The following is a 25,005-nucleotide window of genomic DNA, read 5'->3' as shown; positions in this document are numbered from 1 at the left end:
TGCCGAAACGGGAGCCGTGCCGGGACCGATGCTTCGGTCCCGGCACGGTGTCCGGTGTTTAGCCGTCCTTTGCTGCCGGAGTCGTTGAAGGAACTCAGGGGAGGTAGGCCCGGGGCAGGTCGAAGCCCCGTTCCTCCATTACCGCGCGCAGACGGGTGGGGTAGTCGGTGATGAGTCCGTCCACGCCCAGGTCGATGAGCCGGTGCATGTCTGCCACCTCATTGACGGTCCAGGGAATGACCTGCAGGCCGAGTTCGTGTGCCTCGGCGATCATCTCGGCTGTGACAGTGGTGTAGATGGGGGACAGCACGTCGTAACCCTGGGCATGGGCGGCACGGACTACGGAGCCGCCGAAGTCATCTATATCGAGTCCGCCCAGCTGCGGGGCTGCGCCCGGCTGGCCTACGCCGAGGTCTTCCGGTGTGCTGGCCAAAGCCACCCGGGTCAATTCCGGGGCGATCCGCTCGAGCAGGTTCAGGGTGGACCAGTCAAAGGACTGGATGGTGGTGCGGCGCTCCCGGTTCGCATCGCGGACCACGTCCACCACCGCCTCGGTCAGGGCGACACTGCGGGGCCCGCCGGCCTGGCCGTCCTCGACCTTGGTTTCGACGTTGAACTGGATTTTGCGTGCACCGTACTCGCGGGCGAGGCGGTAGACATCGCTCAGCTCAGCAATCCGGTTGCCCTCCGCGACATCCTGCTCCGGGTAACCCGGCAGCTGCTGGTAGCCGCAGTTCAGGGTCTGGAGCTGCAAAAGGCTCAATTCCGCTACGGGGTCGCCCACGTAGGGGAATTCCGGATCCCCGGAAGTGGCAGGGGCCGTATCAGCGCATTTTGTGGTCAGGATGATGTCGTCGTGCCAGACGATCACCCGGCCGTCCTCGGTCAGGTGCGTGTCCAGTTCCAGGGTGGTGACGCCCAGTTCCAATGCGTGTGCGAAGGCCGCGAGGGATTCTTCGGTAACTTCGCCGCGTCCGCCGCGGTGCGCCTGGAGGTCAAAGTCCCGTTCCGTGCCGGAGCGCATCACCGAAACCATGACCTCGAAGATGTTGGTGTTCTCGTAGACGCCCGTCAGCATTTCTGCACCGGGTCCCATCGCGGTCAGGGGGACGTCGTCGCCCGTATGCCCGCCGGTGGTCCAGTCGATCTGGAACTGCTGGTCCGAGTTGGCGACGTCGAACGGACCTTCCTGCACCGGGCTGTCCGGGTTGGAAGCATCCCCCAGCGGTTCGATGGTCATACCGCCGGTCTGGTGGTCGCCCACCGTGATCAGCAGGGTATTGCCGTCCTGCTCGGCGAACTCCTTGGCCAGGGCGACGGAGTTGTCGAACTGGATGCCGGACTCAATGGTCAACGCCCCGTTGTTGACATGGCTCATGGCGTCGATCCCTTCTTCCTCCACCATGAGGAAGAAGCCGTTGTCATCCTGGTTGTTGTTCAGGACGTCGATGGCTTTCCGGGTCATTTCGGTCAGCGGAACCGTGGGCTCGTAAGCCTCTTCGACGTCGTCTCCGTACTGGAACATCTCCTCGTTGGCGAAGAGCCCCAGGAGCATGTCGCTATCTGCCGCCTGCAGGCCGGGCAGATCCCAGACGTATTCATATCCAAGGTCCTGGGCCTCTTCCACCAGGTTGCCCTCGGTGCCGGCACTTTCCTCGGATTCGTCCTCTGCAGGGTTGTCGGGGTACCTGCCCGGGTTGCCCGCCGGGTACCAGTAGTCTTCGCCGCCGCCCAGGATCACTTCCGGGTGGGAACTGCGCAGGAACTGGGCAGCGATGGCGCTCTGCTCGTCCCGGTCGAGTACATGGGAGCCGAAAGCGGCGGGGGTTGCATCCGTAACCTGGGCCGTGGTGACCAGCCCGGAGGACTTTCCCAGCCGTTCGGCGATTTCCAGCGCCGAGGTCACGGGCTGCTGCTCCAGATCCACACCGATGGCACCGTTGTAAGTCTTCACCCCGGTGGCCATTGACGTGGCAGCAGCGGCCGAGTCGGTGATGAAGGTGCCGGGATCCGCGGAATTGGTGTGGACCCGGCCCACCTCGGGCAGCGAATCCATGGCCAGTTCCCCGCTCAGGCCTACCGAGGCCAGCCGGATGGCGTCGCGTTGAGCCGTCCCCATCCCGTCGCCGACCATCAGGATTACGTTGACGGCGTCGTCGTTCCCATGCCCGCCGCCGCCGTCTGTCGGTGTCGGTGACGGTGTCGAGGTCTTCGTCGGTGTCGGTGTTCCGGTGGGGGTCGGGGTGGAAGTTGTGGTGGGAGCGGGCGTGGAAGTCTTGGTGGGTCCGGGGGAGCCGGTGGGATGGCCGTTCCCGCCGCCTATGCCCGGAAGCCCGGTACCTACGCCGCATCCCGCCAGGACGCAGATACCCAATATCGCCGTCGATAGTGTTTTAGCCGTCTTCTTCATGTGGTTTCCCCTGCGAGTGCCTAGCGATGGTTCCCCCTGACGCGTGCCAGACTTCGTGCACGCCAAGGGAGAGTCAACCGCAGGAACCAATAAAGGTTCCGGGCCGCGGGGGTTACTCGAAGGGCGTCGGGTCTCCGGTTCCGCGCCGCACGATTTCCGGCGAGTCACCGGAGAAATCGATGACTGTTGTGGGCTCCGGGCCGCAGAACCCGGAATCGATGACGGCATCCACCTGGTGGTCCAGACGCTCCTTGATTTCCCAGCCCTGGGTCATCGGATCCTCGTCGCCGGGCAGCAGCAGTGTGCTGGAGAGCAATGGTTCGCCGAGGCCGTCGAGGATCGACTGCACCACCGTGTTGTCCGGGATGCGTACGCCGACTGTCCGCTTCTTGGGCTGGAGCAGCCACTTGGGCACTTCTTTCACCGCCGGCAGGATGAAGGTGTAGCTTCCGGGGGTGGCGGCCTTGATGCTGCGGAACACCGAGTTGTCCAGCTGCACGAACTGGCCCAGCTGCGCGAAGTTGCGGCAGACCAGGGTGAAGTGGTGCCTCTCGTCCAGCTGGCGGATCTGCCGGATGCGTTCCAGTCCCTCCCGGTTGCCCAGCTGCACTCCCAGCGCATAGCAAGAGTCGGTGGGGTAGGCGATCAATCCGCCGGATTCGAGCAGGTTCACAATCTGGCCGATGGCCCTGGGCTGCGGGTTTTCGGGGTGTACGTCAAAGTATCTGGCCATCTCCACAGCCTACCGGTGGCGCTCGCTGACGGGGACTGACCGGGACTGGCTGGGATTCCGAGTGCGCCTGCGAGCGCTCGCTGTCTGACGACGCTGCCGGCTATGCAGCCCGGATCAGATCCGCCACTATCCTTTCGACGGCAGAGAGGCCCGCCTCAACAGGAGCACCTGCCAACGGTGGCGCAGTGGAGCGATATCTGTGTCCGGTTGGTGTGGAGGTCTCCACTGTATGGGCGGGTAGTGCGGGTGCGCCGGGAGGTTTGATTACCTTTGCAGACCAGCCCGGCGCTTCCTTGGCGTGGTTGCACGCTTCGCAGAGTCCCTGTCCGTTCCCGATGCTGGTGGGACCTCCGTCGCTGTGCCGCCGGACATGGTCGAACTCTCGGATCGGAGCACCGCACCACGGCATCCGGCAGGTGGAGTCCCGTGCGGCGATGAACCGGGCCAGGGAGGTCGGGAACAAGCGTGCCCGGGCGTCCATAGCGACCAGCTCGCCGGTTTCCGGAGCCGTGTACAGCCTGCGGACGAAGGTCTGGGCTTCCTTGGCGGGTCTTTCGCTCCGTCCCCGGCGTCGGCCCCCGTTCGTGCCGCCGGGCGGGGCGTCGCCTCCAGCACTGCCACCCACACTGTTACGTCCACCCTTCTCAATGCTGTCGTCCCGGTCGATGCCCGGGGCGGCAGCGGTGCCATCGGCGTCGCGACCGGCGTTCCCTTTGAACCGGCTCTCGCCCTTGCCCTTGCGGTTACCCTCTTCGCGAACGCCCTTGGCCCGATCCCGGTTGCGGACCAGATCCCTGGCCCATTGCGCCGGAACCGGTCCATAGCCGGGGACGAAAGCCGGTTCCGATTCTCCGGCCAGCAGCGTCCGGTCCGTCATCACCAGCTGGACCTCCACCTTCATGGCGTCCGCCTGTGTCTGACCGGTGATTCGGCCTACAAGTGTGTCCGCCATGATCTGGCCGCGGGTACGCCCGTCCCCGGCGGCAGTCAGCCGGTCTGCCTCACGGGACAGGGCAGCGTAAACGCCTACGCCCTGGGCCACCGGCAGAAGTCCCGTCAGGTACGTCATGGTGTCCGGTGCGGGACGGCAGGAAACGAAACGTTCGGATGCAGCCTTGGCCGCCCGGTTCACGGCAGCCTGCGGGTCCAGCCGGTAAGAGGCACCCCTGGCGCGGGAAATGAGCTGCCGATCTCCCAGGGTTTCCAGCAGCTCCGGATCCCCGGCCACTTCCACATCCACCCGCTGCCGATCTTCTCTGCTCAGGCACGCGGTTTCACGCACCAGCAGTGTGGCCCGCCATTCGCTGATCTTTCCGTGGCTCAGGGCGTAGAGAGTGCAGGGCATGTCCTGCGTAAGGGCCTTGGCGAACCCCAGCAGACGCCCGCCGCGGTTCGCCGATTCCCTCCGGGCCAAAGCTATCTGCGAAGCCACGCCCCATCCCTGCCTGTCCCTCGGCACTCCCTCCAACGCCTGCTTCCGGCGCTGCGAGGCGTCAAACGCCGCGGCGGTCCGGGCCTGCGCTGCCGATGCTGCTGCCTTCAGCTCTTCAAGGGCACGAATCCTGTCGATTAGCTCTGTGTCCGGATCTGGGGCAAGCTCAGCGTCGCTCTCTTCACTCAAAACGCCCACCCATGCGTTCACTGACGCGCTGCTGACACGGGAGGGGGTCGCTCTGAAGTGGTGTTCCGCCGGACGATATTCGAACATGTGTTCGAGTCTATCGGCGGTGAGCGACAAGGAGAAGGAAGGAAATACCCGAACTACTACCTGTCTTTCCGGTCCGCTAACCAGAGCCAAATGCCGGGCCGGTTGCTGGTGCCAGGGGGCGTTCCTCCGTGTGGCTCGGCCGCCTGATGCGGGGTGCTGGCTTCCAGGCGGGACCCTGCGGCTCAAGCCCGGGCGCACTCACAGGCGGGAACCTGCCCTGAGGCTAGGCCCCGGGCTTTGGCGCTCGCAGGTTGGTGCCAACGAACCCGAGTGTGCACTCGCAGGCCGGACTTGAGACTAGGCCCCCGAGCTTCGGCGCTCGCAGGCGAAAACCCGCGCGCCTCACCCCCAGAGAGCGCTGACCCAACCCGCGAAACCCCCGAAGCCCCCGAAGCCTCCGGATCCGGCGCACCGAGTGCGCAGCCGTCTTCAGCCGCGCGCCTGAGTAGGGAATGCCGCCGCGCAGCCGCCAATACATGGCCAGCCAGACACACAAGGCACGCTCAACCAGCCACAGTGGAGCCCACAGGGCCGACGACGGGCCGAACACCTGCCGGCCGCCGTCGCGCCGTCGCCCGTATTCCGCGGCTACGGTGACTGAGGCGGCCAATGCCGCCAGGCGCAGGGGTTTGCGGGCACTCCAGCACAGCAGCGGAAGCAGCGGCAACTCGGCAGCCAGCCGCAGCGGCTGGGCAAGATCGTCGTAGGCCTGGCGCACGCGCTGCCGGAAGAAGTGCGCTGTGGAGGACGGGAGCCGGGCGACAAACAGGTCATCGGCACGCATCTCCACACCACCGGCCGCCCGGACGGTACGCAATAGTTCCAGGTTCTCGAACAACACGTCCCCGCTGTAGCCGCCGGCCTGTCGAAGGACCTCGGTCCGCACCGCGAGCGTTCCCGGGTAGTCGGCACCGAACGCACGGTTCAGGAGGATGCGCCCGGTATCCCACCGGGCGTGCCACGGCAGGGGAGAGGGGGAGGAAAAGTAGTTCTGTGGACGCACGACGTCGGCCACCTCCAACAGTGCGCAGATCCGCTCCAGCTGCTGCGGCGTGTAGCGGACGTCGTCGTCGGCAATGATGAGCTGCTGCCCCTCGGCCAGGTCGACGCCGGTGAGCACGCCGTCGACTTTGCCGTTCCGGCACTCGGGGTGCTTGGGCCGGCAGTGGAACACACCGGGAGGGAAGGCCCGCCCGTGACGGGAGTACAACTCGTCGCCGGAACCGTCCACCACCAGGACCCGCACGTGCCTGCTGAGCGGCTCCAGATATTCCACCAGCTCGTTCAGGCCGGTGTCCTCCGCCCACTTCAGCGGCAGCAGGTACTCCAGCTGGGGGAGGCGGCGTTCCATGCCCGAAAGATAACCAACACCCCTGTTGCTAAGCAACCTTAGTAAAAGCCGCGTGTCCGCCTGCCCCGGCCTGCCGGCGCGACGTAGAGTGGTCGGATGTTCGTGCTCATTGGATTCAAGACCGTGCTCTCCTCACTCTTTTCGCGGCCGGCCACCTGCCAGTACTGCGGCGTCTACGCCGAGCAGTATGTGGAAGAGCGCGCCAACCGGCTGACGCTTTTCTTCATCCCCGTCCTCACCACCAGCCGCCGCTACGCCTTTACCTGCTCCAACTGCGGCCGCAGCACCGGGATCAACAAGTCGCAGAAGAACGCCCTCCAGCGGGGCTGAGCCGTTTCCGCGCCGAAAAGATCCGCCCCGGAACACGCCGCGGAACACCCTCCGGAACCGCCCGAGACTCTCCGGGAGAGCCGGGTGTCCCCGGCGCGCCGGAAAAGTCAATAGAATGAAAGAAGCACAACAGCTGTCGGCCCTGTTCTGGCCGTACCACAGACTTCCGGAATGCCGCCGTACGGCTGCCGTTCCACCTTGCAATCCGCTCCCCAACGAAAGAACCCTCATCCGTGAATAGAACACCTGCCGTCCTGAAAGCCCCCCGGGAACTCGCCAAGGGAACCATGCGTGTCATGAACCTCGGCGGCCTTGGCGAAATCGGCAGGAACATGACCGTTTTCGAATTCGACGGCAAGCTGCTGATCGTCGACTGCGGCGTGCTCTTCCCCGAAGAAGAACACCCGGGCGTAAACCTGATCCTGCCGGACTTCACCGCCATCCGCGACCGCCTGAACGACGTCGTCGCCGTGGTCCTGACGCACGGCCACGAAGACCACATCGGCGGCGTGCCGTACCTGCTTCGTGAGCGCTCCGACATCCCCATTGTCGGCTCCAAGCTGACCCTGGCGTTCATCGAGGCCAAGCTGAAGGAACACCGGATCAAGCCCAAGCTGATCCAGGTCAAGGAAGGCGACCGCCGCACCATCGGAGGCTTCGACCTTGAGTTCCTCGCCGTGAACCACTCCATCCCCGACGGTTTGGCCATCGCCATCCGCACAGCGGCCGGCATGGCGCTGCACACCGGCGACTTCAAGATGGACCAGTTCCCGCTGGACCGCCGCATCACCGACCTCACCGGCTTCGCCCGGCTCGGCGTGGAGGGCGTGGACCTGTTCCTGACCGACTCCACCAATGCCGAGGTCCCCGGCTTCATGGCTTCGGAGAAGGAACTGGCCCCGGCCATCGACACCGTGTTCCGCACCGCCCCGCGCCGGATCATCGTTTCCAGCTTCGCCAGCCACATCCACCGCATCCAGCAGGTCATCGACGCGGCATCGCGCTACAACCGCAAGGTCTCCTTCGTGGGCCGCTCGATGATCCGCAACATGACCATCGCCGAGGAACTGGGCTACCTGAACATCCCCAAGGGCATCCTGGTGGACTTCAAGTCGCTGCAGCGCACCGATGACCACAAGGTTGTGCTGATCTGCACCGGTTCGCAGGGCGAGCCCATGGCCGCACTGTCCCGCATGGCCAACAAGGATCACCAGATCCGCATCCACGAGGGTGACACGGTGTTGATGGCCAGTTCGCTGATCCCGGGTAACGAGAACGCCATCTACGGCATCATCAACAACCTGACCAAGATCGGCGCCAACGTGGTCCACAAGGGCAATGCCAAGGTGCACGTGTCCGGCCACGCCAGTGCCGGCGAACTCGCCTACTGCTACAACATCGTCAAGCCGCGCAACGTGATGCCGGTGCACGGCGAGTGGCGCCACCTCAAGGCCAACGGAGCCATCGCAGAGGCTACCGGTATGGATCCCCGCGACGTCGTCATCGCCGAAAACGGCATGACCGTTGACCTGCGCCGCGGCCGGGCCACGATCTCCGGGAAGCACCAGGTGGACCTGGTCTTCGTGGACGGCGACAGCGTCGGCCACACCACCGAGGAAACCCTGAAGGAGCGCATGCAGCTGGCCGAGGAGGGCGCCGTGACGGTGCTGGCCCTGGTCGACGCCGATACCGGCACCATCGCCGAGCCTGCCGAATTCTTCACCAAGGGCTTCACCGTGAAGTCCGAGGACCTGAAGAAGGCAGAGGAAGCCGTGGAGAAGGCCCTGGCCAACGCCGCTGCGGGCAGCCGCCGCGGACCGAAGAGCGAGGACCTTGAAGACGTCATCGAGCGCGCCGTCGCCAACTGGATGCGCCGCTTCTACAACCGCACACCGGCGATCACCGCGATTGTCGTCGACGCCTAAGGCGCCGCATCTGTGAGGCTTTAGCCAACACACCAAAGGAGGGGCCGCAAGTCGCACCAGCGACCTGCGGCCCCTCCTTTTGCACTGTCCGAAGCGCGGGTTTGCTGTGATTTTGTTCTCGCAGGGCCTCCGGGTCGGCCCCGCTGCCGGTTCCCCGCAGCGGAGTCCGGCAGCGGCCCGATCCCAGTGCTGGAGCGGGATTCGGGCCTGCTTCCGGACACCGGCGCCACCCGCCCCTTACCCGATGTGACTCATTCGGTCAAGACCCTTCCCAGACAAAGTCGATAACTTGTAGGGATGCGTCCCCCCACATCCTCATTCCTCGAGAGACTTTCCGTGCCCGGACGGTTAGTCGCGTTCCTCCTCGTAAGCCTGCTGGCCGGCGTACTGGCCGCCAGCACCCTGATTCCCATGGCGGCAGTAGCAGCCACGGGAACGGACATGGCCGTCGGAGTGCTGGACCAGCTGCCCGACGAGCTGGAAACCGGCCCCCTGGATGAGGGGTCAAAGATCTACAGTGCCGACGGCGTGCTGCTGGCCACCTTCTATGCCCAGAACCGGGTTCCGGTGGAGCTGGACGAGATGTCGCAGAGCATGCAGGACGCCATCGTCTCCATCGAGGACGCGCGCTTCTACGAGCACAACGGCATTGACTTCATGGGGATTGCCCGTGCCGTGGCCTCCAACGCCTCCGGTTCGAATACCCAGGGCGCCTCGACCCTGACCATGCAGTACGTAAACAACGTCCTTATCAGCCGTGACGTCGCGTCCGGCAAGGGCGGCAGCGACCTCACGCTCAGCGGTACCAAGGACATGGGGGACAAGCTGCGGGAAGCCAAGCTCGCCGTGGCCGTGGAAAAGGAGTACTCGAAGGAAGAGATCCTGGAGGGCTACCTCAATATCGTGCTCTTCGGGGGACAGACCTACGGTGTGGAGGCTGCGGCCCAGAGCTACTTCGGCATCTCCGCCTCGGAGCTCAATCCGGCACAGTCGGCCATGCTGGCCGGCATGGTGCAGTCGCCCAGCCATTACAACCCGTTCACGAATCCCGAAGGAACGCAGGCACGCCGGGACACCGTGCTGGCGGCCATGCTGAAGAACGGCAAGATCAGCCAGACCGAGTATGACGAGGCAGTGGCAGGCGGACTGGACCTGAACCCGCAGACGGTGACCTCCGGATGCACGGGAGCCGAGATGGCCCAGTACTTCTGCAGCTATGTGGAACAGACCATCCTGCAGTCGGACGCCTTCGGCGCCGACGTCGAAGAGCGCGCCAAGCTCCTGGCACGCGGCGGGCTGACCATCAGGACCACCCTGGACTCGAGGCTGCAGTCGCAGGCACAGAAGCAGATCGAAGCCCAGGTTCCCGTGGGGGATCCCTCCGGGGCCGGCTCGGCCATAGTCTCCGTGGAACCGGGCACGGGCAAGATCCTTGCCATGGCCCAGAACACCGAGTACACCCCGGAGCTTGGCAAGGGTAAGACCCAGCTCAACTTCAATGTGGATGCGGACATGGGCGGCACCCCCTACGGTTTCCAGCCCGGCTCCACCATGAAGCCCTTCACCACCGCCGCCTGGCTGGCGGCCGGCCACGGACTCAACGACACCATCGACGCCACGCGCACGTCCTACCCGGCAGGCTTCGACTGGAAGGCCAGCTGCCTCGGCCCGAATGCGGAGTTCGACGAATGGAAGTTCAAGAACGCCTCCGAGGGCTTTGAGAAGGAGATGACCGTCGCGGAAGGCCTGCGGCAGTCCGTCAACACCGCCACCGTGGCGCAGGCAGCCCAGCTCGACCTGTGCGACATCCGGGATACCGCCACCAGCATGGGTGTCCACCGCGCAGTGGACGGGGAGCCCCTGGAAGTCACCAGCCCCTCCTTCGTCCTCGGCGGACAGGAAGTCTCCCCGCTGACCATCGCTTCGGCCTACGCCACCTTCGCCAGCGGCGGCGAGTACTGCAAGCCCACCGCCCTCACCGAGGTGACCGACGGTTCCGGCAACGCCTACGACGTCGAGTCAGGCGAATGCACCCGCGCCATCAGTGCGGACGTGGCCGCTGCCGTGACGCAGCCGCTGCAGAAACTGGTTGAGGGGAAACCGGGCAGCATCCACCCGATCGGTGTCCCGGCCGCAGCCAAGACCGGCACCACCGACATGTCCGAGCAGACCTGGACCGTCGGCTACACCACCGGCATTGCCACGGCATCCTGGGTGGGGAACTGGAACTCCTACTCCTCCCTGAACAACCAGCAAATCAACGGGGTTACCCGGTCCTACGTGGACGGCTCCGCCATTGCCGGTGCCCAGTGGACCGACTACATGAGCGCCGTCGCCAAGCTCTACGAAGCGAAGGACTTCCCCTCCGTTCCGGAAAGCATGCTCTAGGGCTAGATGCAGGTGCCGGTGTAGGGATCGCACAGGGACTGGCCGGTGGGGACAGCGGCTACGCCGTCTCCGCCGGAGACCAGACGGAGCGCACCCATCTCTTCGAGGGTGGTCAGCACATTGAGGGTCTCAACCCCGCCCAGGTCAAACTCCTCCGCGATGTCCTGCGGCTGGACCCTGCCGTAGCGGCGGACATAGTCAATAACGCGCTGCTGGGTGGAAAGCTGGGGCTTGGAATCGGCTGTTGAGGCCATGGTGTCCTTCTCTTTTCGGGTTGGTTCTCCTGCTTTAAGCGCCGCCGGCCGGGAGGAAATTCCCGAAGGTAAGCGTGCTGATGGCAGACTGTAAGAGGCATTACTCTCCACCACGCGAAGGGAACTAAACGCATGACGACGCCGGACTGGGTGGAGCACGTGGTGTGGTGGCAGGTCTATCCGCTGGGCTTTGCCGGAGCGGAAAAGGCTGCGCTCCCGGAGCAGGCCCCGGTGCGGCACGGGCTTACGCAGCTGGTTCCGTGGCTTGATTACCTCGTGGAAATGGGGGCCTCCGGGCTTGCCCTCGGACCGGTGTTTGCCTCCGAAACCCACGGCTACGACACCACCGACTATTACCGGATCGATTCCCGGCTCGGCGACGATGCCGACTTCGACGAACTGGTGGCCCAGGCGCACGCACGCGGGATCAGGGTGCTCCTTGACGGCGTCTTCAACCACACCGGCCGTTCCTTCGCGCCCTTCCGCCAGGCACTCGAGCAGGGCCCGGGGGCGACGACGGCGGACTGGTTCAGCTTCACCTGGCCGGACGGCTGGACGCCGGGCACGGAGCCCGGGTATCAGGACTTCGAGGGCCATCACCACCTGGTGGCCCTGAACCATGCCGAACCCGCGGTGGCGGACTTCGTGGCCGACGTGATGAAGCACTGGCTGCGCCGAGGTACCGACGGCTGGCGGCTGGACGCCGCTTACGCCGTGCCGTCGTCGTTCTGGGCATCGGTGCTGGATGAGGTCCGCACGGAGTTCCCCGACGCCTACTTCGTGGGGGAGTACATCCACGGGGACTACCCGGCGGAGGTACGCGCCGGGCACCTGGATTCGGTGACCCAGTACGAACTGTGGAAGGCCGTCTGGAGCTCGCTGGCGGAAGCGAACTTCTACGAACTGTCCGCCGCGCTGGAGCGGCACAACACCTTCCTGGACACCTTCGTGCCGCTGACCTTTGTCGGCAACCATGACGTCACCCGCATCGCCAGCCGCCTGGCGCCGTCGGGCCGGCTCGCCCACGCACTGGTGCTGCTGTTCACCCTGCCGGGCACTCCGACCGTGTACTACGGCGACGAACAGGGCTACCGGGGCGAGAAGGAGGACCGTGCCGGAGGGGACGACGACATCCGTCCGTCCTTCCCGGCTTCCCCCGCGGAGCTCTCGGCCGTGGGGCAGCCGCTGTACCACCTGCACCAGGAACTGATCGGCCTGCGCCGCCGGCACCACTGGGTGCATGCCGCCCGCACGCGGGTGCATTCGCTGGCCAACGAGCAGCTGGTCTACGAGGTGTTCGACGCCGGCCACTCGCTGTTCGTGGCCATGAACCTCGAGGACACATCGGTCACCGTGCAGGTGCCCGACGCTGCCCGGGACGTCCTCGCCGGCGCGGGCGGGCTGGACGTTCCGGGCGGTCGGCTGGCCCTGCCGGCGAAAGGCTGGGCAATCCTGGCGCCGGCCGGCGGCTAGTACAGCTTGATGGTGCCGCCGTCGGCCATGAGGGTCTGGCCGGTCAGGTACTGCGAATCCTCGCTGGCGAGGAACACCACGATGGGGGCAATGTCCGTTTCGGGATCGCCCAGGCGGCCCAGGGGGACGCCGTCGACGACTTCCTGGTAAGCCTCCGGGAAAGCCTTGCTCCACTGGACGATGCCGGGGGTCAGCGCGACCGGGGAAACCACGTTGACGCGGATGCCGTCCGCGGCCCATTCATTGGCGGCGGTGCGGGAAATCGCGCGGATGGCTTCCTTTGCCGCGGCGTAGGCCACCTGGTTCGGCAGGCCCTTGATGCCGGCGCCGGAGCCGAAGTTGATGATGCTGCCCCGCGTCTTCTTCAGTTCCGGGTACGCGGCACGCATCAGGTGGAAGGTTGCCATGGTGCCCGTATTGAAGGACAGGTCCCAGATCTCCGGTGTGGTTTCCATGATCGGGGCCTGCTTGGAGGCGTGGGCGTTGTTGACCAGGATGTCCAGGCCGCCGAAGCGCTCCACCGTTTCCGCCACGATGGCCGCGGCGTTCTCGGCCTTGGCAATGTCCTTGGCGATGAAAATGACCTCGCCCTTGCCCTCAAGATCGGCCAGCAGCTTGTCGCCCTGGGCCTGGTCGATATCCACCACTGCGACTTTGGCGCCTTCGGCGAGGAACCGCCGGACAATGCCCTGGCCGATTCCGCCGGCCCCGCCGGTGATGATGGCGGTCTTATTGCTGAGTTTCATTTTCTTCCTTCCATGAAACCGGGCGGGTAGGGCCGCCCGGAGCTTTGTTGAGGTCCTGTTCGACGCCGGCAATAAAGCTTGCGACGAAGAAGTCCAGGGACCGGCGCGAGCCAGGATAGCTGATGCCCCGGGCCTGGAACCGAGCCGCCTGCGGGTGCTGCGCGACGGCGTCCGGCGCCCAGCGGAGGTGGCCGTCGGGCCCGGGATCGTCTGCCTTCCCCGGTGCACCGAAGTGGGCCGCGGCCGTGATGGACGCAGTGCCGATCACGGCTGCGGAAATGCCCAGCAGGCAGTCGAAGCCCTCGTCCTCGCTTAGGCCGGCCGAGACCAGCCGGGAGAGCACCACCTCCACCTCGGCCGGGGTGGCCATGTTCACGAGCCGGCGCGGAGTCAGCACAACGCGCAGCAGCCACGGGTGTGCGGAGAAGGCCCGCCACTGGGCATCGGCCAGATGCACCAGGGTTTCCTGCCACGAAAGGTTCCGGGCAGGCAGGAGCGCGTAGTCCCTGGTGGCGGCCTCGGCCATCAGGAGCAGCAGTGCGCTGCGGTCGGCCACATGGCGGTAAAGTGCCATCGCCGAAACCCCGAACTCTGCCGCAACCCTGCGCATGGAAACGGCATCCAGGCCGTCTGCGTCCGCTATCCGGACTGCGGCCGCAGCTATCGCGGCAGGGCTGAGGGGGAGGTTCCGGGACACGGGCATTTCCTTCGCTGGTCGTCAGTTTACAGTGTATACGGCACCGGCCCGGACTCGTCCCGCCCGGGCATCCCGGAGTCGCAAAGACGACGTTGCATGGGCATTCCGTAAGGGTTTGGAGTGCCGGCGTGAGGAAAACGTGAGGATGGCCCCTTACCCGCCGGCCAGGGCATCTAATCGAATGCGGCACAAGGTGTGCCCGTGCTGCCAAAGCGGCGGCACGCTGAACGGCTGGGGGCAATTCCCGTGCTTGATGTTTTATTTGTAGTGGGCTTCGTAGGGCTTTTCGCTGCGTTTGTCCTGATGGCCGGGGCGGTGGAAAAGCTGTGATCGTTTTCAACGTCCTTGCACTCTGCCTCGGGGTGGCCGCCGTCGGCTATCTCCTGGTGGCTCTTGTTCGACCGGAGCGGTTCTGATGGGCGGCTGGGTAACGGCCGCACAGGTACTCAGCCTGGTGGTCCTGCTCGCGGCGGTCTACCGGCCGCTCGGTGACTACATGGCCCGGCTCTACTCCTCCGAAAAACACCTCCGTGCGGAGCGCGGCTTCTACCGGCTGGTCGGAGTGGACGGTTCCTCCGGCCAGGCCTGGCAGAGCTACCTGCGGTCAGTCCTGGTTTTCTCCGGGGCCAGCATGCTCCTGCTTTACCTGCTGCAGCGCGTCCAGCACCTGCTGCCGGGCTCGCTCGGCCTTCCGGCGGTGCCCGAGGCCCTGTCCTTCAACACGGCGGCTTCCTTCGTTGCCAACACCAACTGGCAGTCCTACTCGCCCGAGGTCACCATGGGCTACGCGGTGCAGATGGCCGGCCTGGCGGTGCAGAACTTCCTGTCCGCAGCTGTGGGCCTGGCCGTGGCCGTGGCACTGATCCGCGGCCTGGCCAGCCGCAACGCGTCCACCATCGGCAATTTCTGGGTGGACATGACCCGCAGCGTGCTGCGGCTGCTGCTGCCCGCCGCTTTCCTGGGCGCCATTGTGCTGATCCTCGGCGGCGTGATCCAGAACTTCAACGGCTTCACCTCCGTCACCAACCTCCTCGGCGGAACCTCCACGGTCCCCGGCGGACCGGTGGCCTCACAGGAAGCCATTAAGCTGCTGGGCACCAACGGCGGCGGGTTCTTCAATGCCAACTCCGCGCACCCGTTTGAAAACCCCAGCGGGTGGACCAACATGGTGGAAATCTTCCTGATGCTCGTCATCCCGTTCAGCCTGCCCCGCACGTTCGGCACCATGGTGGGGGACCGCAGGCAGGGTTACGCCATCCTGGCGGCCATGGCCTCCATCTTCACGGTTTCCCTGGTCGCCATGACCGCTTTCGAATTCGGTGCCGCGGACGGCGCAGCCGGTTCCATGGAAGGCAAGGAACAGCGGTTCGGGATCGCCGCGTCGACGCTCTTTGGTTCCACCAGCACGCTGACGTCCACCGGTGCGGTGAACGCCATGCATGACAGCTTCAGTCCGCTGGGCGGCATGATGGCGATGCTGAACATGATGCTCGGGGAAGTGGCGCCGGGCGGCGTCGGGTCCGGGTTCTACGGCATGCTGATCCTGGCGATCATCACCGCTTTTGTTGCCGGGCTCCTGGTGGGACGCACACCTGAGTACCTCGGCAAGAAAATCGGCCCGAGGGAAATCAAGCTCGCCAGCCTCTACATCCTCACCATGCCCACCCTGGTCCTGGTGGGGACGGCGCTGAGCTTCGCGGTTCCCGGCATCCGGGCCGACATCGAGGGCACCTCCATCCTGAACACCGGACTCCACGGCTTCAGCGAGGTCCTGTACGCCTTCACTTCAGCAGCCAATAACAACGGCTCCGCGTTCGCCGGACTCACGGCCAACACCCCGTGGCTGAACACGGCACTCGGCGTGGCCATGCTTGTGGGCCGCTTCCTGCCGATGGTCTTCGTGGTCGCCCTGGCCGGCGCCTTCGCCGAACAGGGCAAGGTCCCCGCTTCGGCCGGCACCCTACCCACCCATCGTCCGCAGTCCGTGACCCTGCTGTGCGGCGTCACCGTGATCGTGACTGCCCTGACCTTCTTTCCCGTACTCGCGCTGGGTCCCCTGGCGGAAGGACTGCAATAACCATGTCCACACTTACCAAACCCCTGGAATCCGTTGCGGCTTCGGAAGGGGCTCCCGCCGCCCGCGGTATCTCTGCGGGCTCGCTGGCCGCCGCCCTGCCCGGAGCCTTCCGGAAACTGGACCCGCGGCTGATGGTCCGCACCCCGGTGATGTTTATCGTCGAAGTGGGTGCCGTACTGATCACCGCGATCGCCGTTGCCGAGCCCTTCCTCGGCGGCCCGCAGGACTCCGGCGGCACCCCCGTCCCCGGTGCTTTCTCCTGGCTGATCGCCGGCTGGCTCTGGGCCACCGTCATCTTTGCCAACCTGGCTGAAGCCGTGGCCGAGGGCCGCGGCAAGGCGCAGGCAGCCAGCCTGCGCAACAGCCGGGCCACCACCACCGCGTACCGGGTGGAGGGTTACGACTCCGGCCGCGATCCGGCCGCCCTCGGGGCAACCATCTCGGAGGTTCCTTCGGCCGATCTTGGGCTGGACGACGTAGTGGTGGTCGAGGCCGGGCAGATCATCCCCGGCGACGGCGACATCATCGACGGCATCGCGTCCGTGGACGAGTCGGCAATCACCGGTGAATCCGCTCCGGTGGTCCGCGAATCCGGCGGCGACCGCTCGGCGGTTACCGGCGGTACCCGGGTCCTGTCCGACCGGATTATTGTCCGGATCACCAGCAAACCCGGGGAAACCTTCGTAGACCGGATGATCCGGCTGGTCGAAGGCGCCGCACGGCAGAAGACGCCCAACGAGATTGCCCTGAACATCCTCCTGGCCACGCTGTCGCTCATCTTCCTCGTGGTGGTGCTGACGCTTAACCCGCTGGCAAGCTACTCGTCCGCCACGGTCAGCATCCCCGTCCTGGTGGCCCTGCTGGTCTGCCTGATCCCCACCACCATCGGCGCCCTGCTTTCGGCCATCGGCATTGCCGGCATGGACCGCCTGGTCCAGCGCAATGTCCTGGCCATGTCCGGCCGCGCAGTGGAGGCTGCCGGCGACGTCACCACGCTGCTGCTCGACAAGACCGGCACCATCACGTACGGCAACCGCCAGGCCGCCGGGTTCATCCCGATCAACGGCACCGACAGCACCGACCTGATCGACGCCGCCGTGTTGTCCTCCTTCGGTGATCCCACTCCGGAGGGCAAGTCCGTCGTGGACCTGGCCGCCGCGAAGGGCTGCCGCCCGGAACCGCCGGCCGGCTCCACCAGTGTTCCCTTCACTGCCCAGACGCGGATGAGCGGCATGGACTTCCCCGACGGGGCGAAGATCCGCAAGGGAGCCTCCGCCGCCATCCTGGACTGGACGGCCGAATCCGGCGGCATCGAGGTCGACGTCCTGATGGCCGTCGAGGACCAGGTCAAGAAGATCTCCACCGGCGGCGGCACTCCGCTGCTGGTGGCGGTGCGGGACGCCGACGGCGGCACCCGGGTGCTCGGTGTGATCCACCTGAAGGACGTGGTCAAGGACGGCCTGAAGGAACGCTTCACGCAGCTGCGGGCCATGGGCATCCGGACCGTGATGATCACCGGCGACAACCCGTACACCGCCAAGGCCATTGCGGCCGAGGCAGGCGTGGACGACTTCCTGGCCGAAGCCACCCCCGAGGACAAGATGGCCCTGATCCGCCGCGAACAAGCGGGCGGGCATCTGGTGGCCATGACGGGCGACGGCACCAACGACGCCCCGGCACTGGCCCAGGCCGACGTCGGCGTGGCCATGAACACGGGCACGTCCGCGGCCAAGGAAGCCGGCAACATGGTGGACCTGGACTCGGATCCCACCAAGCTGATTGACATTGTCGGGATCGGCAAACAGCTGCTTATTACCCGCGGCGCCCTGACCACCTTCTCGATCGCCAACGACATTGCCAAGTATTTCGCCATCATCCCGGCGATGTTCGTGGGGATTTTCCCCGGCCTTGCCGCGCTGAACCTGATGCAGCTCCACTCTCCGGCCTCGGCCATCCTCTCCGCGGTGATCTTCAACGCGGTGATCATCGTGGCACTGATTCCGCTGGCGCTGCGCGGCGTGAAGTACCGGGCTGCCGGATCCTCCTCGATCCTCAGCCGCAACCTGCTGATCTACGGGGTGGGCGGCGTGATTGCGCCGTTCATCGGCATCAAGCTCATTGACCTGCTGATCAGCCTGGTCCCGGGGTTCTGACATGGCAACCATCATCCGCAGCATCCGCAGCATTCCCTTTACTAGGAGCAGGAAATGAACCCCGTCCGCAGCAGCATGCGCCAGCTTGGCGTCTCCCTCCGCGCCCTGGCGGTGCTCACGCTCCTGCTCGGCGTTGGATATCCGCTGGCAGTGGCCGGGATCGGCCAGGCGGCTCTGCACGGCCGGGCCAACGGCTCGATGGTCAGCAGCGGCGGCACTGAAGTGGGATCCGAGCTGATTGGCCAGTCGTTCACGGACGCCGACGGCGCGGCCCTGCCCGAGTGGTTCCAGTCCCGGCCCTCCGCAGCGGGGGACGGGTATGACGGCGGTGCCTCCAGCGGTTCCAACCTCGGCCCGCTGAACGAGGACCTGGCCGCCGCCGTAACGGAACGCCGGGCCGCCGTGGCAGAGCTGGAAGGCGTGGCTCCGGAAGATGTCCCCGCCGATGCCGTCACGACATCGGGGTCCGGGCTGGATCCGCACATCAGCCCGGAATACGCCCGGCTGCAGGTAGACCGGGTGGCCGCCGAACGCGGACTGGACCCGGAGCAGGTGCAGGCCCTGGTGGACGACGCCACGCAGGCACCGTTCGCCGGAGTTCTCGGGAGCAGTACCGTCAACGTGTTGCTTTTGAACATTTCGCTGGCGGAGCTGGACACTTAGTCCATGACGCGAGGACAACTGAGGGTTTTTCTGGGGGCGGCACCCGGCGTAGGCAAAACCTACGCCATGCTCGAAGAGGGGCGCCGCCTCCGGGATGAAGGATCCGAAGTCGTCATCGCGCTGGTGGAAACGCACGGGCGTGCCGGGACGGCCGCCGCGGCCGAAGGCCTGGAGACCGTCCGGCGCGCCGTCCTGCACCACCGCGGGCTGGAACTGCAGGAGATGGACCTGCCTGCAGTCCTGGCCCGGGCGCCTGAATACGCGCTGGTCGATGAGCTGGCCCATACCAACGTGCCAGGACTGAAGCACGAAAAGCGGTGGCAGGACGTGCAGGCCCTGCTCGACGCCGGGATCAATGTCCTGTCCACCGTGAACATCCAGCACATCGATTCCCTGAACGACGTGATCGAGCAGATCACCGGCACCCTGCAGGCCGAAACCGTGCCGGACGCCGTCCTGCGCGGAGCCGAACAGGTGGAGCTGGTGGACCTCACGCCGCAGTCGCTGCGCGGCCGCCTGGCCGACGGCGTCATTTATCCCGCCGAACGGGTCGACGCGGCCCTGTCCAACTACTTCCGCCTCGGAAACCTGACGGCGCTGCGCGAACTGGCGCTGCTGTGGCTGGCCGACGAGGTGGATTCGGCACTGAACCGCTACCGTGAAGAGCACGGCATCAGCAGTAAATGGGAGGCACGGGAGCGGGTGGTGGTGGCGCTCACCGGCGGCCCCGAAGGGCGCACCCTGCTGCGCCGCGGGGCACGGATTGCCGCCCGGTCCGCCGGCGGCAAGCTGCTGGCCGTCCACGTCTCCGGAGCCGACGGACTGCGCGGGCCGGAACCTGCAGAGCTGGCAGCACAGCGGCTCCTGGTGGAAAAGCTCGGCGGCAGCTTCCACCAGGTGGTGGGCAACGACGTTCCGCGTGCGCTGGTGGACTTTGCCCGCAGCGTCAATGCCACCCAGCTGGTGGTGGGCGTCAGCCGGCGCCCCCGGATCGCCGCCCTGCTGTCCGGGCCGGGAATCGGCGCCACGGTCATCCGTGAGTCCGGCGACATTGACGTGCACATGGTCTCGCATTCGGCCGCCGCCCGGACCCTGGTGCTCCCGCATTTCGGCAGTGCCCTCTCGATGCGCCGGCGCCTGCTCGGCTTCGCGTTCGCCCTGCTGGGCGGCCCGCTTCTTACGGCCGGGCTGGTCACGGCCCGAAGTTCCGAAACGATCACCGGCGACGTGCTCAGCTACCAGCTGCTGGTCATCCTGGTGGCCCTGGTCGGCGGCATCTGGCCGGCGCTGTTCGCCGCCCTGCTCTCGGGCCTGACCCTGGATTTCTTCTTCATCCAGCCGCTCTACACAGTTACCGTGGCCACGCCGTCGCACATGCTTGCGCTGGGACTCTACGTCGTTAACGCGATGCTCGTCAGTTACGTGGTGGACGCCGCCGCCCGGCGCGCCCGCACCGCCCGGCGTTCGGCGTCGGAATCCGAGCTGCTGGCGTCCGTCGCCGGCAGCGTGCTGCGCGGGGAGGACGCACTGGGTGCCCTGGTGAGCCGGACCCGCGAGGCCTTCAATGTCAGCGCCGCACGTATTCGGTCAGAGGGCGAAGACCTGTATGCCGACGGCGACTGGCCGGCCTCCGTCTCGCCCGACGACCCGGCCCTAACCCGACTGCCGGTCGGGGAGCGGTGCTTCCTGGACCTGTGGGGGCGTGAACTGGCGGCGTCTGACCGGCGCCTGCTGGCGGTCATCACCGCGCAGATGGAAGCGGCGCTGGAGCACCGGGAATTGACCGAAACCGCCAGGGGACTGGGCTCCCTGGCCGCGGCGGACAAGGTCCGCACGGCGCTGCTGGCCGCCGTCGGGCACGACCTGCGCCGTCCGCTGACCGCCGCGACCGCCGCCGTCACCGGGCTGCGGGCCACGGATGTCACCTGGTCCGAGCAGGACCGCAGCGAACTTCTCGCCACCGCCGAGGAATCGCTGGCCTCCCTTTCCGGACTGGTCACCAGCCTGCTGGACGTGAGCAGGCTGCAGGCCGGCGTCGTCGGCGTGAGCCTGGAGCCGCTGAATGTCGTGGATGCGGTGGTGCCCGCGCTCGAGGAGCTGGAACTGGGCCCGGCGGACGTGGAACTGGAAATCCCCACGGTTCCGCGCGTGGTCCTGGCGGATCCTGTGCTGTTGCAGCGGGTGCTGGTCAACCTGCTGGCCAACGCGGTGCGCTTCAGTCCGGACGGAATCAAATGCGTGCTGTCCGTCAGCGAGTTTGCCGGCCGGGTGGAAATCCGCGTCATAGACTCGGGACCGGGCGTTCCGGAGCAGCGGCGCGGTGAGATCTTTGTACCCTTCCAGCGGCTGGGGGATATCGATAACTCGACCGGGCTCGGCCTGGGCCTGGCCCTGGCCAAGGGATTTACGGAAGGAATGGGCGGAACACTGGAAACCGAAGACACCCCCGGCGGCGGACTGACCATGGTCCTCTCGCTGCCGGCCGCCAGGCACCGCGTCCCCGCGGGTGGTCAACACTCCCCGGCGGTGGCCGGATGAAGATCCTGATCGCCGACGATGACGTGCAGATCCTCCGGGCACTGCGGATCACCCTGAGCGCCTACGGCTATGAGGTAGTGACGGCGGAAAGCGGCAGCGCCGCAATCCGGAAGGCCGTGGACACCCATCCGGACCTGTTGGTGCTGGACCTGGGCATGCCGGGGCTGAGCGGCATGGATGTCATCGAAGCCGTCCGCGGCTGGAGTGCGGTGCCCATCCTGGTGGTCTCGGGCCGGCTCGACCCGGCGGACAAGGTCCGGGCGCTGGACCTGGGGGCGGATGACTACGTCACCAAACCCTTCTCCACCGAGGAGCTGCTGGCCCGGATCCGGGCGCTTTCCCGCCGATCGCCCGCGGCTGCCGGTCCCAGCGAAATCACGTTCGGAACGGTGCGGGTGGACCTCGCCGCGCGGCGCATCGCCCGGCTCGACGACGGCTCGGACATCCGCCTGACGCCCACCGAGTGGCGGTTCCTGTCCGAGCTGCTCGCCCATCCGGGGATGCTGGTCACCCAGCAGGCCCTGCTGACCAATGTCTGGGGACCGGGCACCACGGATTCGGGCTATCTGCGGCTGTACATCGGACAGCTGAGGCGGAAACTGGAGCGTGACCCTGCTGCTCCGCAGCATCTGCTCACCGAACACGGCATGGGCTACCGGTTTGTGCCCTGATGCGTCCGGGGGCTGACCGCTTAACGCAATGAGCGTCCGGCCCTTACGGGACGGACGCTCATTTTGGCGCTGTGTGGCTGGGAAGCCTTACGCGCGGTAGAACACGGGGCCGGAGCCGACGTTGACGGACTGGACTACGGTCTGGTTGCCGTTCCAGCCGCTGTGGATGGCCTCGCCGTTGCCGACGTAGATGGCAATGTGGGCCAGGCCCATGCCGCCGTCGGCGTAGTAGACCATGTCACCGGGCTCCGGGGTGGAGACCTGGGTGCCGTAGGCGGCCAGCTGTGCGGGACCGAGGTCTCCCACGTTGTGGCCTGCGGCGCGCAGGGCAACCTCAACCAGAACGGTGCAGTCCTGGGCTGCGCCCAGCTGCGACTGTGCCGAAGCCAGCATGATGGCATTGGTGCCGCTGGCTGCGGGGGTTGCCGCAGCCGGCGTGATGTTGGTGGACTGGGTGGTGACCACGCCGGTATTGGCGGGCTCAACCGGTGCAGCTACTGCGGCTGCCGGTGCGGCGTAGAACGCAGCGGGTGCGGCAGCCGGAGCAGCTTCGCCGGCAACGGTGATGACGTCGCCGGGGTAGATGACGGATGCCAGGGACAGGCCGTTCAGCGCCAGGACGGAGTCCAGGCCAACGCCGTAAGCGGCGGAGATCTGGCCCAGGGTGTCACCGGATACAACGGTGTGGGTGGCGGCAGCAGCTGCGGGGGCAGCTACCGGTGCAGCTTCCACCGGAGCGGCAGCTACCGGAGCGGCCGGTGCAACGGCCTGCGACGGGGTGTAGTTGTCGTTGGCGACAACACCGGCGGAGGCCGGTGCGGCCATGCCGAGCATGATGCCGGAGCCGGCAACGACGACGGCTGCGGTGCTGCCGATGGTCCGTGCACGGCCTGCTGCGACGGTGTTCTCGGCGCGGTGGCGTCCACGAGTCTTGTTGAAAGTCATGTAATAACCTCTCCCGATACCTGCGAGGTGAGCTGTCGGATTCGGATGGGAGACACCCGGCCGCCGGTGAAACCGGAGACTTAACCCCAAGGATTCAAGGAACCCATAATTGGTTCCCCCGCCTCTGCCGTGGTTGTGCGTTCTGTGGACCCCGGGACCAGCGGCAGAGCTAGGTAACAAGCCCGGGGGAGCCGCATCAGAAAGCGGCATGGGTATAACCGTACAAGATAGTTACGGTTGGATAACCATTATGTGATCTGCTTCTCTCGGGCGTGTGATCGGGGCCGCGGTATGCTAGCCGAAATCGGCCTCAGCGGCCACTATGGCCTGCTTCAGTATCAATATTAACAGCGTCGTGCCTCATGCCGGGTGGCGGGCAGTTCCCAGGCGTCGTGGCAGGTGTTACGCGTGTGATCCCACTAGTAACAGCTGTATCACGGCGCCGGAAACGACGTCCAGCCCGGTGCGACTTGCCGCCGAAGACTTCGACCCTCCGATACAGGAGTGACTGATGTTTTCCCGTGCGTCACGACTGCCCCACTACGAGGGTAAAAGTGGTCGGGATCACTGAAATTTCCTTCAATTCAGCAGTGGGACGGCGGCTTTGATTTCCCGACCGGCGGCGACGGCGCGTAAGGTTGTTAGGCGGCCTTTCAATATGGGTCGCTTGTTCCGAGCAAACAGGAGAATGCAGTGGCTGGCAGCGGTTCTAAATTATGGACCAGGGGATTTGTGCTGGCGATCATCACCAATCTCTTTATCTCACTGGTGTTTTATCTGTTGATGACCACCATGGCGCTCTATACGGTGCAGGAGTTCTCCGCATCCGACAGCGCCGCCGGATTCGCTTCCGGATCCTTCGTCCTCGGCGCGTTGGCGGCACGGGTGTTCGCCGGCAAGTTCCTGGACTTCGTCGGGCGGCGGAGGCTGCTGGTAGTGAGCCTTGCGGTGTTCGTTGTCGCGTCGCTGCTGTACATCCCCGCGTCCAGCCTGGCACTGCTCCTGACCGTCCGGATCCTGCACGGCATGGCATTCGGAGCGGCCAGCACGAGTATTTCCGCCTCCGTTATGGGACTGATTCCGGTCCACCGGCGGGGTGAGGGCACCGGCTACTTCGGTATCTCCACCACGCTGGCCACTGCAGTGGGCCCGTTCCTGGCCGTGTTCCTGGCGGAGTCGGTCAGTTACCGCGCATTGTTCCTGTTTGCTGCCGGATGCGCCGCCGTCGCACTGGTCTTGTCCCTGGTGCTGTCCCTGCCTGAACGTACGCCGACGGCCGAGGAACAGGAGAACAAGTGGCGGATGCACCTGACGGACATCATCGATCCGTCGGCCCTGGCCATTGCGTCGGTGATGTTCATTGCCGGCGCCGCTTACGCCGGCATCCTCTCCTTCCTGAACTCCTATGCCCAGACAGAAGGCCTGGTGCTCGGCGCCAGCCTCTTCTTTGTGGTCTATGCGTGCGTGGTGCTGGTATCGCGGCTGTTTGTGGGGCGCATCCAGGACCGGCACGGCGACAACGCCGTGGTGTATCCCACCCTCGTGTCCTTCGCCGTCGGCCTGGCGCTGCTCGCCTACGCCCCCAATGACACGGTGATGGCCCTGGCCGGCGTGTTTGTGGGGTTCGGCTTCGGTGCGCTGATGCCGTGTGCCCAGGCGATTGCCGTGACGACGGCGCCGCCGGCTCGAATCGGCCTGGCGACATCCACATTCTTTATCCTGATGGATGCCGGGGTGGGCCTTGGCCCGCTGCTGCTGGGGATGCTCCTGCCGCTGATGGGATTCCACGGCATGTACTGGGTGCTGGCCGCCGTCCTGCTGGCCTCCACGGTGCTGTACCACTTTGTCCACGGGCGGAGGAACTACCGGCCCGGCGCTCCGATGGAACCGGTGCTGGAGAAGCCTGCCGCCTGACGCGGTAACCTCTTTCCCACACTGTCCGA

Annotated in this window: 20 protein-coding genes and 1 riboswitch; of the genes, 12 read left to right on the top strand and 8 right to left on the bottom strand. The window is 66.1% G+C overall.

Annotated features, from left to right (window positions below):
* Nucleotides 1–94: 94 nt before the first annotated feature.
* From LOC56_RS09510 to LOC56_RS09495, 4 genes are all read right to left on the bottom strand, one after another.
* A complete protein-coding gene (locus LOC56_RS09510; RefSeq protein ID WP_229952029.1) occupies nucleotides 95–2,410 on the bottom strand; it encodes an alkaline phosphatase in 2,316 nt (771 codons plus the stop codon).
* 112 nt (nucleotides 2,411–2,522) lie between these two features.
* Nucleotides 2,523–3,143, bottom strand: a complete 621-nt coding sequence (locus LOC56_RS09505) for an L-threonylcarbamoyladenylate synthase (protein WP_229952028.1) — start codon at nucleotides 3,141–3,143, stop codon at nucleotides 2,523–2,525.
* 100 nt (nucleotides 3,144–3,243) lie between these two features.
* Nucleotides 3,244–4,851 (bottom strand): HNH endonuclease, encoded by a 1,608-nt coding sequence (locus LOC56_RS09500; protein ID WP_229952027.1) that lies wholly within the window; start codon nucleotides 4,849–4,851, stop codon nucleotides 3,244–3,246.
* Nucleotides 4,852–5,074: 223 nt separating this feature from the next.
* On the bottom strand, nucleotides 5,075–6,202 hold the full coding sequence (locus LOC56_RS09495; RefSeq protein WP_229952026.1) for a glycosyltransferase: 1,128 nt from the start codon (nucleotides 6,200–6,202) through the stop codon (nucleotides 5,075–5,077).
* A 96-nt stretch (nucleotides 6,203–6,298) separates the two neighbouring features.
* Here LOC56_RS09495 and LOC56_RS09490 point away from each other — a divergent pair, with 96 nt between their 5' ends.
* From LOC56_RS09490 to LOC56_RS09480, 3 genes are all read left to right on the top strand, one after another.
* The gene (locus LOC56_RS09490; protein ID WP_229952025.1) at nucleotides 6,299–6,532 is read left to right on the top strand and encodes a zinc-ribbon domain-containing protein; all 234 of its coding nucleotides are present in this window, start codon (nucleotides 6,299–6,301) and stop codon (nucleotides 6,530–6,532) included.
* Nucleotides 6,533–6,819: 287 nt separating this feature from the next.
* A complete protein-coding gene (locus LOC56_RS09485; protein WP_229952255.1) occupies nucleotides 6,820–8,457 on the top strand; it encodes a ribonuclease J in 1,638 nt (545 codons plus the stop codon).
* 336 nt (nucleotides 8,458–8,793) lie between these two features.
* Nucleotides 8,794–10,845 carry a transglycosylase domain-containing protein gene (locus LOC56_RS09480; RefSeq protein ID WP_229952024.1) on the top strand — a complete coding sequence of 684 codons (2,052 nt, stop codon included), beginning with the start codon at nucleotides 8,794–8,796 and terminating at the stop codon, nucleotides 10,843–10,845.
* A 2-nt stretch (nucleotides 10,846–10,847) separates the two neighbouring features.
* Here LOC56_RS09480 and LOC56_RS09475 read toward each other — a convergent pair whose 3' ends face one another.
* The gene (locus LOC56_RS09475) at nucleotides 10,848–11,099 is read right to left on the bottom strand and encodes a hypothetical protein (RefSeq protein ID WP_229952023.1); all 252 of its coding nucleotides are present in this window, start codon (nucleotides 11,097–11,099) and stop codon (nucleotides 10,848–10,850) included.
* Nucleotides 11,100–11,231: 132 nt separating this feature from the next.
* On the opposite strand from LOC56_RS09475, the gene LOC56_RS09470 reads away from it, so the two are divergent.
* Nucleotides 11,232–12,572: an alpha-amylase family glycosyl hydrolase gene (locus LOC56_RS09470; protein WP_229952022.1), complete on the top strand. Its 1,341-nt coding sequence runs from the start codon at nucleotides 11,232–11,234 to the stop codon at nucleotides 12,570–12,572.
* On the opposite strand, the gene LOC56_RS09465 is transcribed toward LOC56_RS09470, so the two are convergent.
* Nucleotides 12,569–13,318 (bottom strand): SDR family NAD(P)-dependent oxidoreductase, encoded by a 750-nt coding sequence (locus LOC56_RS09465; protein ID WP_229952021.1) that lies wholly within the window; start codon nucleotides 13,316–13,318, stop codon nucleotides 12,569–12,571. The genes LOC56_RS09470 and LOC56_RS09465 overlap by 4 nt on opposite strands.
* Nucleotides 13,302–14,015 (bottom strand): TetR/AcrR family transcriptional regulator, encoded by a 714-nt coding sequence (locus tag LOC56_RS09460; protein ID WP_229952020.1) that lies wholly within the window; start codon nucleotides 14,013–14,015, stop codon nucleotides 13,302–13,304. Before LOC56_RS09460 ends, LOC56_RS09465 begins: the two co-directional genes overlap by 17 nt.
* Before the next feature lie 201 nt (nucleotides 14,016–14,216).
* Here LOC56_RS09460 and LOC56_RS16190 point away from each other — a divergent pair, with 201 nt between their 5' ends.
* Genes LOC56_RS16190 through LOC56_RS09435 form a run of 7 tightly spaced genes read left to right on the top strand, consistent with a single transcriptional unit; the run spans nucleotide 14,217 to nucleotide 22,117 of the window.
* Nucleotides 14,217–14,345 (top strand): hypothetical protein, encoded by a 129-nt coding sequence (locus tag LOC56_RS16190; RefSeq protein WP_269437964.1) that lies wholly within the window; start codon nucleotides 14,217–14,219, stop codon nucleotides 14,343–14,345.
* Nucleotides 14,342–14,431, top strand: a complete 90-nt coding sequence (locus LOC56_RS16400) for a potassium-transporting ATPase subunit F (protein WP_227921892.1) — start codon at nucleotides 14,342–14,344, stop codon at nucleotides 14,429–14,431. Before LOC56_RS16190 ends, LOC56_RS16400 begins: the two co-directional genes overlap by 4 nt.
* Nucleotides 14,431–16,092 (top strand): potassium-transporting ATPase subunit KdpA, encoded by a 1,662-nt coding sequence (gene kdpA / locus LOC56_RS09455; RefSeq protein ID WP_229952019.1) that lies wholly within the window; start codon nucleotides 14,431–14,433, stop codon nucleotides 16,090–16,092. Before LOC56_RS16400 ends, kdpA begins: the two co-directional genes overlap by 1 nt.
* A 2-nt stretch (nucleotides 16,093–16,094) precedes the next feature.
* Complete coding sequence (gene kdpB / locus LOC56_RS09450) at nucleotides 16,095–18,245, top strand: potassium-transporting ATPase subunit KdpB (protein WP_229952018.1); 2,151 nt, start codon at nucleotides 16,095–16,097, stop codon at nucleotides 18,243–18,245.
* Between the two features lie 54 nt (nucleotides 18,246–18,299).
* Nucleotides 18,300–18,908 (top strand): potassium-transporting ATPase subunit KdpC, encoded by a 609-nt coding sequence (gene kdpC / locus LOC56_RS09445; protein WP_229952017.1) that lies wholly within the window; start codon nucleotides 18,300–18,302, stop codon nucleotides 18,906–18,908.
* Between the two features lie 3 nt (nucleotides 18,909–18,911).
* Complete coding sequence (locus tag LOC56_RS09440) at nucleotides 18,912–21,446, top strand: ATP-binding protein (RefSeq protein WP_229952016.1); 2,535 nt, start codon at nucleotides 18,912–18,914, stop codon at nucleotides 21,444–21,446.
* Nucleotides 21,443–22,117, top strand: coding sequence for a response regulator (locus LOC56_RS09435; protein ID WP_229952015.1), 675 nt, complete (start codon nucleotides 21,443–21,445; stop codon nucleotides 22,115–22,117). The genes LOC56_RS09440 and LOC56_RS09435 overlap by 4 nt, the downstream gene beginning before the upstream one ends.
* An 87-nt stretch (nucleotides 22,118–22,204) precedes the next feature.
* Here the strand turns inward: LOC56_RS09435 and LOC56_RS09430 are convergent, their stop codons facing one another.
* A complete protein-coding gene (locus LOC56_RS09430; protein ID WP_229952014.1) occupies nucleotides 22,205–23,062 on the bottom strand; it encodes a LysM peptidoglycan-binding domain-containing protein in 858 nt (285 codons plus the stop codon).
* 3 nt (nucleotides 23,063–23,065) lie between these two features.
* A riboswitch (cyclic di-AMP (ydaO/yuaA leader) is annotated at nucleotides 23,066–23,212 on the bottom strand.
* A 543-nt stretch (nucleotides 23,213–23,755) separates the two neighbouring features.
* On the opposite strand from LOC56_RS09430, the gene LOC56_RS09425 reads away from it, so the two are divergent.
* Nucleotides 23,756–24,976 (top strand): MFS transporter, encoded by a 1,221-nt coding sequence (locus LOC56_RS09425; protein ID WP_229952013.1) that lies wholly within the window; start codon nucleotides 23,756–23,758, stop codon nucleotides 24,974–24,976.
* The last annotated feature ends 29 nt before the right edge of the window (nucleotides 24,977–25,005 follow it).

The organism is Arthrobacter sp. zg-Y179 (genome assembly GCF_020907345.1).
Lineage (GTDB): Bacteria > Actinomycetota > Actinomycetes > Actinomycetales > Micrococcaceae > Arthrobacter_B > Arthrobacter_B jinronghuae.
Note: the sequence above shows the minus strand (reverse complement) of the source record. Positions and strands in the feature narration are given on the sequence as shown.